The sequence below is a fragment of the Pseudomonas sp. AD21 genome (genome assembly GCF_002878485.1).
Lineage (GTDB): Bacteria > Pseudomonadota > Gammaproteobacteria > Pseudomonadales > Pseudomonadaceae > Aquipseudomonas.
In genome coordinates, this window is the sequence record NZ_NQYG01000033.1 from 25,776 (window position 1) to 38,501 (window position 12,726).

General features: G+C 59.9%; 13 protein-coding genes and 2 pseudogenes. 9 read left to right on the forward strand and 6 right to left on the reverse strand.

Annotated elements, in window-relative coordinates; genetic code table 11:
• Positions 1-2: 2 nt before the first annotated feature.
• Positions 3-542, forward strand: a complete 540-nt coding sequence (gene def / locus PseAD21_RS18795) for a peptide deformylase (RefSeq protein WP_102356977.1) — start codon at positions 3-5, stop codon at positions 540-542.
• A 62-nt stretch (positions 543-604) separates the two neighbouring features.
• On the opposite strand, the gene PseAD21_RS18800 is transcribed toward def, so the two are convergent.
• Positions 605-1,021, reverse strand: coding sequence for a GNAT family N-acetyltransferase (locus PseAD21_RS18800; protein WP_102356978.1), 417 nt, complete (start codon positions 1,019-1,021; stop codon positions 605-607).
• 325 nt (positions 1,022-1,346) lie between these two features.
• Here PseAD21_RS18800 and PseAD21_RS18805 point away from each other — a divergent pair, with 325 nt between their 5' ends.
• The 4 genes from PseAD21_RS18805 to PseAD21_RS18820 all read left to right on the forward strand — a co-directional run bounded on the left by PseAD21_RS18805 (position 1,347) and on the right by PseAD21_RS18820 (position 4,874).
• Positions 1,347-2,288: a fatty acid desaturase gene (locus tag PseAD21_RS18805; RefSeq protein ID WP_102356979.1), complete on the forward strand. Its 942-nt coding sequence runs from the start codon at positions 1,347-1,349 to the stop codon at positions 2,286-2,288.
• 142 nt (positions 2,289-2,430) lie between these two features.
• The gene (locus PseAD21_RS18810; RefSeq protein ID WP_102356980.1) at positions 2,431-3,222 is read left to right on the forward strand and encodes a phosphate/phosphite/phosphonate ABC transporter substrate-binding protein; all 792 of its coding nucleotides are present in this window, start codon (positions 2,431-2,433) and stop codon (positions 3,220-3,222) included.
• 114 nt (positions 3,223-3,336) lie between these two features.
• Entirely contained in the window at positions 3,337-3,864 is a 528-nt protein-coding gene (locus tag PseAD21_RS18815; RefSeq protein WP_102356981.1) for a sigma-70 family RNA polymerase sigma factor, read from the forward strand.
• Entirely contained in the window at positions 3,861-4,874 is a 1,014-nt protein-coding gene (locus PseAD21_RS18820) for an ABC transporter substrate-binding protein (RefSeq protein WP_102356982.1), read from the forward strand. The genes PseAD21_RS18815 and PseAD21_RS18820 overlap by 4 nt, the downstream gene beginning before the upstream one ends.
• 125 nt (positions 4,875-4,999) lie before the next feature.
• Here the strand turns inward: PseAD21_RS18820 and gstA are convergent, their stop codons facing one another.
• On the reverse strand, positions 5,000-5,593 hold the full coding sequence (gene gstA, locus PseAD21_RS18825; protein ID WP_102356983.1) for a glutathione transferase GstA: 594 nt from the start codon (positions 5,591-5,593) through the stop codon (positions 5,000-5,002).
• A 99-nt stretch (positions 5,594-5,692) separates the two neighbouring features.
• On the opposite strand from gstA, the gene PseAD21_RS18830 reads away from it, so the two are divergent.
• From PseAD21_RS18830 to PseAD21_RS30345, 3 genes and pseudogenes are all read left to right on the forward strand, one after another.
• Positions 5,693-6,583: a LysR family transcriptional regulator gene (locus PseAD21_RS18830; protein ID WP_102356984.1), complete on the forward strand. Its 891-nt coding sequence runs from the start codon at positions 5,693-5,695 to the stop codon at positions 6,581-6,583.
• 408 nt (positions 6,584-6,991) lie between these two features.
• A pseudogene (locus tag PseAD21_RS30340) lies at positions 6,992-7,768 on the forward strand (PAS domain-containing protein); the annotation flags it as partial.
• A 111-nt stretch (positions 7,769-7,879) separates the two neighbouring features.
• Positions 7,880-8,311 (forward strand): annotated as a pseudogene (locus tag PseAD21_RS30345) (methyl-accepting chemotaxis protein); the annotation flags it as partial.
• Between the two features lie 76 nt (positions 8,312-8,387).
• On the opposite strand, the gene PseAD21_RS18840 reads toward PseAD21_RS30345, so the two are convergent.
• The 4 genes from PseAD21_RS18840 to PseAD21_RS18855 form a co-directional block, all read right to left on the reverse strand.
• Positions 8,388-8,783, reverse strand: a complete 396-nt coding sequence (locus tag PseAD21_RS18840; RefSeq protein WP_102356986.1) for a hypothetical protein — start codon at positions 8,781-8,783, stop codon at positions 8,388-8,390.
• A gap of 188 nt (positions 8,784-8,971) precedes the next feature.
• Positions 8,972-9,532 (reverse strand): hypothetical protein, encoded by a 561-nt coding sequence (locus PseAD21_RS18845; RefSeq protein WP_102357026.1) that lies wholly within the window; start codon positions 9,530-9,532, stop codon positions 8,972-8,974.
• 156 nt (positions 9,533-9,688) lie between these two features.
• Positions 9,689-11,113 (reverse strand): MFS transporter, encoded by a 1,425-nt coding sequence (locus PseAD21_RS18850; protein WP_102356988.1) that lies wholly within the window; start codon positions 11,111-11,113, stop codon positions 9,689-9,691.
• A gap of 125 nt (positions 11,114-11,238) precedes the next feature.
• On the reverse strand, positions 11,239-11,679 hold the full coding sequence (locus PseAD21_RS18855) for a PACE efflux transporter (RefSeq protein WP_102356989.1): 441 nt from the start codon (positions 11,677-11,679) through the stop codon (positions 11,239-11,241).
• Positions 11,680-11,800: 121 nt separating this feature from the next.
• Here PseAD21_RS18855 and PseAD21_RS18860 point away from each other — a divergent pair, with 121 nt between their 5' ends.
• The gene (locus PseAD21_RS18860; RefSeq protein ID WP_102356991.1) at positions 11,801-12,673 is read left to right on the forward strand and encodes a LysR family transcriptional regulator; all 873 of its coding nucleotides are present in this window, start codon (positions 11,801-11,803) and stop codon (positions 12,671-12,673) included.
• The last annotated feature ends 53 nt before the right edge of the window (positions 12,674-12,726 follow it).

Below are 12,726 nucleotides of genomic sequence, written 5' to 3' on the forward strand. Positions count from 1 at the left end.
TCATGATTCGTGAAATCCTCAAAATGGGCGACGAACGCCTGCTGCGTATCGCCCCGCCTGTACCGACCGAGATGTTCGACAGCCCCGAGCTGTGGCAACTGATCGATGACATGTTCCAGACCATGGAAAGCGTCGGTGGCGTCGGCCTGGCCGCGCCGCAGATTGGCGTCGACCTGCAACTGGTGATCTTCGGTTTCGAGCACAGTGAGCGCTATCCCGAGGCTGAAGCGGTGCCGCAGACGATCCTGATCAATCCGTTGATCACGCCACTGAGCCCGCTGACGGAAGAGGGCTTTGAAGGCTGTCTGTCGGTGCCGGGCTTGCGTGGCGCGGTGGACCGCTATCAGCAGATTCGCTACGAGGGTGTTGATCCCAAGGGCGAGCCGATTGTGCGTATCGCCTCAGGTTTCCACGCCCGCGTCGTGCAGCACGAATGCGATCACCTGATCGGCCGGCTGTACCCGTCGCGCATCACCGATTTCAGCAAGTTCGGATTTACCGAAGTGATGTTCCCGGACCTCGATCCCACGGCTGACGACTGATCCCGTCAACACCCCAAAACCCTTGTGGGAGCGAGCAAGCTCGCTCCCACAAGGGTTTTGCGTCAGATTGAAGGTCTCAGCTCCATCGCAATCATCGGCTTGCTCCGCGCATACCGACTCAAGCGCTCCGCCATCGCCTGCGGCAGCGCCGGGTCGAAGGTGAACCCGCGCCGCTCATAAAACCCACGCAGATCCGGGTGACAGAACAGCCACACCGGCTCGCTCATTTCCTGCACTGCCGCCGCGATCAACTGTGCGGCAATCCCTTGTTCACGACACGTGGGATCGACAAACAACCCCGTCAACCAGCGTCCACCCGCCACCGGGCGCAAACACAACGCGGCAACGATTTCATCGCGCCGCGCCACCCACAGTTGCGCATCGCGCACTGCCTTCATCGACGATTGGTGGCTGCGGTAAAACTTGTTCATCAACGGCCATAGAGAGGCGTCGAGCAGGCTGTATTGGGTATCGGACATGGGATCGGACTGTCGGCGGGCAAAGCGCCGATTATAAAAGAACGCACGACGCGGGATAGGTGTATACCTGAGCCTACATCCCTGTGAGTGGAGTACGCATCATGTCCAAAGGTATGGATTCAAAGAAAGCCGCGAAGAAGAAACCGGCCAAGACCGCCATTGAAAAGCGTGCGGAGAAGAAAGCCAAGAAAGTCGATATTTTCGGTCATTGATCGGGTTCCTCGGGGGCCCGGTTCTCGGGCTCCCGCTCAAGCGCTAAAAATAATCTGCAAGATTCAGCGGGCTCGTTGCACAGAAGGGGAAGATTCCCGTTCCGAGCCACGCCATGCCCCATTACTTCGACGCCGATCACCGGCAACAGATCGAAACCCTGCGCCAACGTTTTACCGCCCGCACCGAATGGCCGACCTGGTTATTGCTGATCGGCGTGTACGGCGGCTGGTTCGCCATTGTGCTCAACAGCCAGTGGCTCGGCCGCAGCTTGAGTACATTGCTGCTGATTCCGTTGCTGGTGCTGTGGCTGTCGGTGCAGCACGAGTTGCTGCACGGTCATCCGACGCGCTGGACAGGGGTTAATAAACTCCTCGGTTATGCACCGTTTGCGGTGTGGTATCCGTACACGCTTTACCGTGACAGCCATCTGTTGCATCACCGCGATGAAAACCTGACCGTGCCCGGCGTCGACCCGGAAAGCCGGTACCTGACAGCGTCGCGCTGGCAGGGCAGTTCGCTGTTCGAACGGAGCCTGCACTGGCTGAACAAGACCGTGCTCGGTCGCTTCGCGATTGGCGCGCCGCTGGCGTTACTGGCGCTGGCCAGCGAAGAACTGCAACGTCTGAAAAACCGCGAGCGCCAGGCCTGGCTGATGTGGCTGATCCACGGCGGGTTCACCCTGTTGATGCTGTGGTTCGTCGCACGCTACAGCGTGTTGCCGGTCTGGCACTACTTGCTGCTGATCAGTGTGCCGGCACTGACGATTGCGATGATCCGCTCCTATTATGAACACCGCCCGCACGCGCAACCGGAGCAGCGTACCGTGCTCAACGAGGCCGGCTGGCCGTGGCGCTGGCTGTTTCTGAACCTGAACTTTCATCTGGTGCATCATGATCTGCCAGGGCTGGCGTGGTACGACTTGCCTGCGGCCTATCGCATGCGCCGCGAGCAGTGGGTGGCGCGCAGTGGCGGCTTTCTGGTGCAAGGCTATGGGCAGTTGTGGCGGCAGAACGGGTTCAAACCGATCGACAGTCCGCAGCATCCGTATCACTGACCTCAAGATCAGCACGGAACCCTTGTGGGAGCGGGCTTGCTCGCGAAGGCGATCTGTCTGTCGACATCCAGGTTGAATGTGCCGGCCCCTTCGCGAGCAAGCCCGCTCCCACAGGTCATGTATTTGCAGGGAAATAATGTGTATGACCCAACACCACGCCGAACTGCTGATGTATGTCGCCCCCGAGCCAATTCGTGCGGCCAACGAATGCTGGATCTCGCGCATCCTCGACCACCTGGGCCATTGCCGCCTGAACGCCGAAAGCCTGTCACTCCCCGAACTCTGGTTATCGCCCAGCCTGCTGCTGACGCAAACCTGCGGCTACCCGTTGATGACCTTGCTACGCGGTCAGGTGCGCATCGTCGGTCGTCCACGTTACGAACTGCCCGACGCCAGTGCCGGCAATCACTGCAGCATGATCCTCAGTCGCGCTGATGATGTGCGCACAACCCTGGCGGACTTTCGCGGCAGTCGCGGGGTGATCAACAGTGAGGACTCCAACAGCGGCATGAACCTGTTGCGCCAGCGTCTGGCGCCGTTGCACCGCGACGGGCAGTTCTTCGCCACGGTCGGCATCAGTGGCGCGCACCGTGAGAGCCTGCGCTGGGTACGGGAGGATCGCGGCGATCTGGCGGCCATCGACAGCGTTACCTATGCGTACCTTGCGCAATACGCGCCGGATGAGGTCAGTGGCTTGCGGGTCGTGGCGCGCAGTGCGTACAGCCCGACGTTGCCGTTTATCACCGCTGCCACCGCCACTGATGAGCAGATCGAACAGCTACTCCAGGTGATGAATCAGTCGCTGGACGAGTTGCCCGACGTCGCGCGCACCCTCGGACTGCTCCACGTATTGCCGGCCAACGAAAGTGATTATGAGGTCCTGCTCGGTTATCAACGCGAGGCCCAGGCACAGGGTTATGGTCAACTGCGCTAATTTCTTTATGGAATATAAAGATTCGTTTTAAGTATTTTTAACGAATAAGGTGCCTTGCTACGATCGCGCCACCGGATCACCGGACATTCAGCGACCCCTTGCCAAGGAGCCCCTATGTCCGGCGCCGATCCATTGCATCGCCACACCGTTGAAGGCCTGTTCCGCGCCCATTACCACTGGCTGCGCAACTACCTGCGCCGGCAACTGCAAGACCCGGCGAGTGCCGAAGACCTCACGTCCGAAACCTTCGTTCGCCTGCTCGAAGCGCCCGCACTGACTGCCATCCGCGAACCCCGCGCCTTGCTCACCACCATCGCCCAGCGCCTGCTTTATCAGCATTGGCGGCGTGCCGATCTGGCGCGGCGCCATGCGCAGCAAGTCGAGGCCGAGTGTGCCGCTTCGCCGGAAGAACTCACGCAACAGCGACAAACCCTGAGCCGCCTCGACCGCAGCCTGCAGCGCCTGCCCGGCAAGGTTCGCTCGACCTTTCTGCTGGCGCGGGTCGATGGCCTGACCTACCCGCAAATCGCCGCCGAACTGGGTATCTCGCAACGTTCGGTCAGCGTGTACATGAGCCGTTCCCAGGCCCTGTGCGATCGCCACAGTGCCAATCAAATCCTGACAGACAAGAGGTCCGCATGAGATCGATCAAAACCCTGCTCGGCAGCTCGTTGCTGGCGCTGAGCCTGAGCGTCGGCGCTGTTTCGGCGGCGGAGAAAACCGCGCCGATCCACTTCGGTGACATCACTTGGGAGAGCGGCAGTTTCATCACCGAAGTGCTGCGGCTGATCGTCGAAAAAGGCTACGGCTACCCGACCGATACGCTGCCGGGCAGCACCGTCAGCCTGGAAGCGGCGCTGGCGAAAAACGATATTCAGGTGATCGGCGAGGAATGGGCCGGGCGCAGTCCGGCGTGGGTCAAGGCGGCCGCTGAAGGCAAGGTGTTCGGCCTCGGCGATACGGTCAAGGGCGCGACCGAGGGCTGGTGGGTGCCGGAATACGTGATCAAGGGCGACTCTGAACGCGGGATCAAACCGTTGGCGCCGGAGCTGAAGTCGGTGGCCGACCTGCCGCGCTACAAGGAGGTGTTCCGCGACCCGGAAGACCCGAGCCGTGGACGATTCCTCAACAGCCCGACTGGCTGGACTTCGGAAATCGTCAACAGCCAGAAGCTCAAGGCCTATGCGCTGACCGACAGCTACGTCAACTTCCGCACCGGCTCTGGTGCAGCGCTGGATGCCGAGGTGGCGTCGTCGATCAAACGTGGCAAACCGGTGCTGTTCTACTACTGGTCGCCGACGCCGCTGCTGGGCCGATTCAAACTGGTAAAACTCGAAGAACCGCCGTTCGATGCCGAGGCCTGGAAGACCCTGGCCGATGCCAATAACCCGAATCCCAAGGGCACGCGCTCGATGCCGGCGAGCCTGGCGATTGGCGTGTCGGCACCGTTCAAGGCGCAGTACCCGGAGTTGGTGACGTTCTTTGAGAAAGTCGATTTGCCGATTGATCTGCTGAACCGCACGCTGGCCGCAATGAGCGAAAAACGCCAGCCACCGCGTCAGGTCGCCGAAGCGTTTTTGCGCAATCAACCGCAGGTGTGGCAGGCGGGGGGACCGGGGGAAGTGGCGAGCAGGGTGACAGCGGGGCTTTGAGTTTCAACCGTTTGATCCGGGGCGTTTGAACCACCGCTTTCGCGAGCAAGCCCGCTCCCACAGAGGTTTTGTGCACGCCACAAATCTAATGTGGGAGCGAGCCTGCTCGCGAATGATCTGAAGACTTACGCCGCTTCCGCCGCCAGCGCCGCGATCACTGTCGGCCGCTGCTCAATCCGCGCCTGAAACCTCGCCAACGCCGGCCACTGCGTCAAGTCGATATCAAACAACCCGGCCCAACGCAGCACCACAAACAGCAGCGCATCCGCCACGCTGAATCCACTCGGCAGCAGATAATCCTGCTGCTCCAGCACCGCGACCAACACCGCAAAGCGCCTGAACAACTTCTCCTTGATCACCTCGGCCGGCAGGCGTTCGTCGAACAGTGCGCCGAGGCCGCCGTGGATCTCGCTCGAGACGAAGTTCAGCCACTCTTGCAAGCGCACCCGTTCGAAACTGCCAGGCGCTGGTGCCAGCCCCGATTGCGGCTGCAGATCCGCCAGATACTGGAGGATTGCCGGGCTTTCGGTCAGTACCGCACCGTTGTCCAGTTGCAGGGCCGCGACATAACCCTTGGGATTGATCGCGAGAAAGTCTTCGCCGCTGGCGGTGCGCTTGCTGCGGTTGTCGACGCGGATCAGCACGAAGGGCAGTTTCAGTTCGCGCAGCACAATATGCGGCGCCAGCGAACAGGCTTGAGGGGCGTAATACAGCTTCATCGGTAGCGCTCTGGTGAGGATTTGGCGCCAGTGTCATAGTGCAGCGCACCCTCGGTAAAATTAATCTTTCAGAAAGCAGCCATAAGGACAGCTACTGGCATGATGAACCTGATGCATTGGCGGCTGGTGGTCGCTGTGGCTGATCACGGCAACATCACCCGCGCCGCCGAACGGATCGGCATGACGCAGTCCGGCGCCAGCCAGGCCTTGGCGTTGATGGAAGAAACCCTCGGTGTGCAACTGTTCAGTCGCGAAAGCCGTCAGACCCTGCCCACCGCCATCGGCCTGCCGGTGATCGAACAGGCACGGCTGATGCTCGGCGCGCTGGAGACCATTCGCCAGACTGTCGACAGCGTCCGCCCGATGTTGCGCGGGACGATCCGTCTGGCGAGTTTCCCCATGGTGTTGGCGAGTTTTCTGCCGCCGCTGCTGCGTCAGTTCAATCGCCTGTACCCGGGCATCGAAGTGGTGGCGCTGGAGGTCAGCGACGACGAGGTCGAAACCCTGTTGGCGGCCGGTCTGGTAGATGTCGGCGTGGTGCTCAATCCGGCGCCCGAGCGCAATGCCGGGCCGTTGGGCCGTGATGCCTGGGTGGCGGTGGTGCCGGCGGGGCACCCGCTTGCGCTGCGCGGAACCGAGCAGGGCGTGAGCCTGCAAGAGTTGTCGGCGTTGCCGTTTGTGCTGGCCACCGGTGGTTGCTCGACCAATGCCCGCAGCCTCGCCGTCGCCGCCGGGTTGCAGTTGCAGGATGTGCGGGTCGAGGTGCGCGAATGGAGCAGCGCCTTCACCCTGGTTCGGGAAAACCTCGGCGTGACGCTGGTGCCGGAAATGACCTTGCCGGCGGACAGGCAGGGACTGCGGGTTATTGCCCTGGCGCCACGCATCGAACGGGTGTTTTCGCTGGTGCTGCCAGCGGGGCAGACGCCCTCACCGGCGGTGCAGGCCTTGTTGGATCTGCTGGCAGATACGGCTCACGCAACGACGCGCTGAACCGATTCTTGTGCAAAAAGTGCCAGATACTGGCCGACTAGTGGCCTTGCGCACCGCATAGCGCTGGCTATGCTGAGCTGTAACTAACTATGTCGACCGTCATCTGTTAGCCGTGATTTCAACGCTGCCAGAGTGCGCAACCCAAGGCACCGGACACTGAACCAACAAGGAGCCTGTGGTACATGGAAGTTCTTCTGCACGTTAGGGCTGGCCCGCTCGCGGGCTATCAAGAGAAGGATGTCTTGATTAGAGCGTCGCTGCATGGACTCTCCGATTAAACGTCATTTATCACCTGACAACTTCCTCCCGTGGAGGAATGCGTGCGCCTGTTCTGTGGAACGTAGTGGTGGATTCTGAAAGATCTGAACTTTCATCAAATCAAAAGACCGCGCGGAAGGTGATACAACCATGTTCAACCTACATCACAAGGCTGACCTGCAGGAAATCGAGCGTTTCAGCTGCGCCTTGACCGAAGCCAACGCCAAGCTCGAAGCGATCAGCCGCTCGATGGCGATGATCGAATTCACGCCCGAAGGCATTGTTCTGGATGCCAACGAAAACTTCTGCAAGACCATGGGCTACAGCGCCGAGGAAGTGCGGGGCAAACATCACCGGGTGTTTTGTGAAGAAGCGTTTTACCGCAGCGAGGAATACGCCAGATTATGGCGCGACCTGGCCCGGGGAGAACCGATCAGCGGGACGTTTCTGCGCTTGAACAAATCCGGCAAGGAGATCTGGCTCGAAGCCAGTTACATGCCGGTTTATGGCCCGGACAAACAAGTCAAAAGTGTGATCAAAGTGGCGGCGGACATCACCGCACGGGTCAACAAAGAGCACGAAGAAGAAAGCATGCTGGCGGCGATCAGTCGTTCGATGGCGGTGATCGAGTTCACCCCGGAAGGCAACGTGATCAGCGCCAATGACAACTTCCTCAGAACGATGCAGTACTCGCTCAATGAAATCGTCGGCCACCATCACAGTATGTTTTGTCACCGTTCCGAAGCCGAATCGGCACAGTACAAGGCGTTCTGGGCATCGCTCAATCGCGGCGAATATCACTCGCACCGTTTCGAACGCAAGAACAAGTCCGGGCAGATGGTCTACCTAGAGGCCTCGTACAACCCGCTGTTTGACGCCAAGGGCCGTTTGTACAAAGTGGTCAAGTTCGCCAGCGACATCACCAGCCAGATGACCACGCTGCAAAACGCCGCGGAGTCGGCCCATAGCACCTCGGTACAAAACGACGCTTGTGCGCAAAAAGGCTCACAAGTCGTGCAACAAACCGTGCAAATCATTCAGGACATTTCCCGCGACCTCAACGAAGCGGCGCTGAGTATCGATGCGGTGAGCAAACAGTCGGACATCATCGGCACCATCGTGCAGACCATTCGCGGAATTGCCGATCAAACCAACTTGCTGGCACTGAATGCGGCGATTGAAGCGGCGCGGGCCGGTGAACATGGGCGTGGTTTTGCGGTGGTCGCGGATGAGGTGCGCAGCCTGGCGGCGCGGACCAGTCAGGCGACACTTGAGATCGTCGATGTGGTGCGCAAGAACCATGATTTGTCGTTGAGTGCCGTGTCGAGCATGCAGTCGAGTTTGAGCCGTACCGGGCTTGGCGTGGAACTGGCGAACGAGGCGGGGGCGGTGATTCAGGAAATTCAGCAGGGATCGCGGCATGTGGTGGACGCGATCGGGCAGTTCAATGCAACGTTGCAGCTGAATTGATGCTCTGAAATCGCGAGGGCCATGTTCTAAAAGCCAAGGGCAGTAGCGACTGCCCTTGTTTTATTACTTTCACCTGTTACTTCAATTCGTACTTGCCACTGAACGTACCCTTGAAGGCAATCAACCGCCCCACATCATCAAGGTAGTTAGCGTCAATCGTTCCTTCTTGGGTATCCAGATTCTCCCCGATGGTGACTTTCCCGGTTCCAGCTAATTTGAGCCGTCGGTTTCCATTGTAATATTCCAGCTGAGGAACTCCATCTTGAACAAAAGTCAGAAGGTGTTCACCGGGTTCTAGGTTCTCGGGGCCATAGAGCATCTGGACGAAATTTGTGTTCATGGTCGCTTGAAAAGTTCTTTGATCAAAAACAACCCGCTCTGTATTAAAGTCCGTTCCGACCGGGTTTCCGTTGTAGGTGGACTTGCAATTGCAATGACCGGTGAATGCTTTGGCTTCTGCTTTGGCTTCCATGATTCTCTCCTGATCCTGTCTTGTGATCACGAGTGTGATCACTCGTTCTATTGAACGCGCGCAGTTCAAACGAGCACCACTGTCAGTTCTTACAGGTGATACGATTTTCTGATGAAAGGTAGCGAGCCGGAGGGAAGGGAGTGGGACAGGACAGAGGCCTCCGTGACCCCCATCCACTTGTCACATAATCACAGCGCTGCGAGAAACTTGTCCGCCAACTTGTCGCTGTCCTTGACGTCATTGACGTTGTCTTTGTCCGCCTGCGCCAACTTCATTTTGTCCTGCAAACGCTCGGCGATTTCTTTGCCGATGGCCAGTTGTTTCTCCGGCGGCATGGCTTTGATGTCGTCTTCGGTGATGCCCATACTCTGGAGGATACTGTCGCGCAGGCGTTGTTCCGGCGACTTGCTCATGTAGTCCTTGAACGCGTCGGTGGCCGAGGTGCCGGTGGTGGTGCTGGCAGCCGTGGCATCGGTGGTTTGCAGACCGACGCGGGTCTTGGCGAACGCCTCGTCGACGTTGTCGCTGATGCGCGCGGCGGCGGCCACCTGTTGGGTGGCGATCTGCGTGGCCGAATCCTGCACCTTGGACGTCGCATCGGTGGCTTGCGACTGGGCCTGATTCTGCAGCGATTGCAGCATGGCGCCGTGCAGGCCACTTTGCAGACCGGCAGCGGCGGTCGTGGTCGCATCTTCCGCCAGTCGCTTGGGCAGGTGGATGAGTTGCTGCTGTTTTGCACTGACCAACATCATGATGGAGACCTTTGAATTATTGCTGACAGGCCTGCCGCAGCAATTACCGTGCCTTTGCGGCAAATCCCGCTATTTCAATGCGTTGCTGCTCGGGCATGCGGAACAAAGCGGTCATCCCTTGCCGTCAGGCGGCAGAGGATGACCGCGCGGCCGTCAGCGATGGGCGATGTTCTCCAGCGCCAGGTTGCGCGTGCGCGGGCCGAACCAGCCGATGGTCAGCATCACGATCAGCATGCTGCTGACGATGAACGCGAGCACCCCGGGCGTGCCGAAGTTATCCAAGAACAAGCCAATCAACAGGCTGCTGAACACCGTCGACAGGCGGCTGAACGAATAGCAGAACCCCACCGCCCGCGCACGGATGTTGGTCGGGAACAATTCGCTCTGGTACGAGTGATAACTGAAGCTTAGCCACGCATTGCAGAAGGTGATCATCACCCCGCAGAAGATCAGGCCGAAGGCACTGGTCTGCAACGCAAACAAAGTGCCGAACGTCATGGCGCCGAGGGCCGAGCCGACAATCTGCCATTTGTTCTCGAAACGGTTGGCGAACTTCACGAACAGCAGCGGCCCGAGCGGGTAGGCGAGGGTGATGATGAAGGCGTACATCAAACTGTGGGTGACGCTGACGCCTTGGCCGGAGAGCAGCGCCGGCAGCCAGTTGCCGAAACCGAAGAAGCCGATGGCCTGGAACACGTGAAAGACGATCAGCATCAACGCGCGGCGGCGATACGGCGGCTGCCAGATATCGGCGAAGCGGCCCTTGCCTTCGACGTCGACCGGAACGGCTTCAGGAGTGTCCAGCGCTTTACCGTGATCCTTCTCGCAGCGCGCTTCGATGTTGTCGAGAATCCGGTTCGCCTCATCAAAGCGGCCATGTTGCGCCAACCAGCGTGGCGACTCCGGCAGGCGCTTGCGCAGCCACCAGATGAACAGCGCAAACACCGCACTCGCCAATACCACCCAACGCCAGCCGGACACACCGAATGGCGCCTGCGGCACCAGCCACCACGACATCAACGCCACCGCCGGCACTGACAGGAACTGCACGAAAAACGCGAAGGCAAACGCCGAACTGCGCATGCGTTTGGGCACCAGTTCCGAGAGGTAGGCATCGATGGTCACCAACTCGATACCCAGGCCGATGCCGACCAGAAAGCGCATGCAGATGATCCCCAACGCCGAACTTTGAATCCCCATCAGCACCGTGGCCACCGTGTACCAGACCAGCGCAAAGGTGAAGATCGCGCGGCGGCCGAAACGATCGGCCAACGGGCTGAGCAGACTGGCGCCGAGGAACAGGCCAAGGAAGGTCGCCGAAGCAAACGCTGCCTGATCGGAGAAACCGAACACGCCCTGATTGCCGGTGGCGAAGATCCCGTCGCGGATCAGGCCGGGGCTGATGTAGGCGGTCTGGAACAGGTCGTAGAGTTCGAAGAAACCACCGATCGACAACAGCGCCACCAACCGCCAGATCGTGGCGACGGCAGGGAGGCGGTCGATGCGGGCGGAAATCTCGGCGGCGCGTATCGGGTCAATGCCATCGCGTTGCGCGGCGGCAGGGGCGTGAGCAGTCATGGGCGGGTCCATTTTTTATTGATGGAAAAGCTTAGCCTGCTATCGGAGTTCACGGCTTGTGAATATCGGCGGTTTGCCGGGAAAAACCGCCGATTTCTTGCAATAACTGTTTACCCATTAACGATTTATGCCGCAGCGGTTGAATCGGGCAGCGCCGAGGCCGGCAAGCCGAAGAGGCGATCGAACAGCCAGTTGAAGGCGAACGTGTAGCACGGGATGAAAATGATCAGCGCCAGGTCCAGCAGGAATGCCTGCACCAGACTGATGTTCATCCACCATGCGATCAGCGGGATCAGGAACACGATCAGCGTCAGTTGAAAGCCGACCGCGTGGGCGATGCGCCGTTTGACTGTGCGCGTGCGCGACGTCTGGCGGCTTTCCCAGTGCTCGAACAGCGTGGTGTAAATGAAATTCCAGGTCACGGCAATGGTGGTGATGATCACCGCCAACGGCCCGGTGCTGCCGGGCGAGGTGCCAGAGAGCAGCGCCAGGCCGAGGGCGGAGAAGGTCATGCCGATCACTTCGTAGAGCGACACATAGACCAGTTTGCGTTTGACGCCTTGCATGCGGATTTGCCTCTGTCTTGAAATCGATGGCCAGCGGGACTGGCGGAGGCGGCGAAAGATAGCTTCAATCGTAGTGACAGAAAAAGTCAGTAGCTTTCAGTTTTGGTGATAGGTAGATGAAGTGAATTTCAACAGCGACAGCATCGAACTGTTTCTTGCGGTGATCGAACGTGGCTCGTTTTCCGCGGCTGCCCGCGCGCTGGGCCGGGTGCCGTCGGCGGTCAGCATGGGCATCGGTAATCTGGAAGCGGAGCTCGGTTATCCGCTGTTCGACCGTAGCCATCGCGAACCGCAGCCGACGGCCATGGCACTGTCGCTGGTGCCCCATGCGCGGCTGATTGCCGAGCAACTCAAGCAACTGCAAGTGCATGCGGTGGAGTTGTCGTTGGGGCTGGAGAGCAAGTTGTCGATCGGTGTGGTCGCGGACATCGACCGTCGGCGCTTGCTCGCCGCGATCAAGGTGATTGCCGAGCGCCATCCACTGCTCGACATCGAAGTACTGACCGCGCCGCAGGACGACGTGTTGGCGATGCTGCACAGTGGCCGCGTCAGCGTGTGTCTGGCGTTTGCCGGGTTGAGCATGAACGTGCTGGAGCGCTTTCAGTTTGTCGGCAGCGAACGGATGATCGCCACGCTGGCGGCGGACAGTCCGTTATTGCAGGGGCAGGATCTGTTTCTCGAAGACCTGGTGCACGTGCGGCAGATTTTCGTCGCCAGCCGTGATTTGCCGATCAGCGAAACCCGGCCACTGGTGGCCGAATCGCACTGGCGCACCGACACCCTGGAGGCGGCGCTGGAGATGGTCGAGGCGGGGTTGGGCTGGGGCAATTTCCCGCTGTCGATGGTGCAGCCGTGGCTGGACAGCGGGCGCTTGAAACGACTGAATTTCCGCAACATCGAAAACGGACTGGTGCTGCCGGTGCATGCGGTATGGCTCAAGAGCCAGCCACTGCAGAAGGGCGCGTTGGCCCTGGTCGACCTGCTCGGCCACTGAACCCGACACAGATCCCCTGTGGGATTGGGTTTCAACCCAGCAGTTGTGACCAC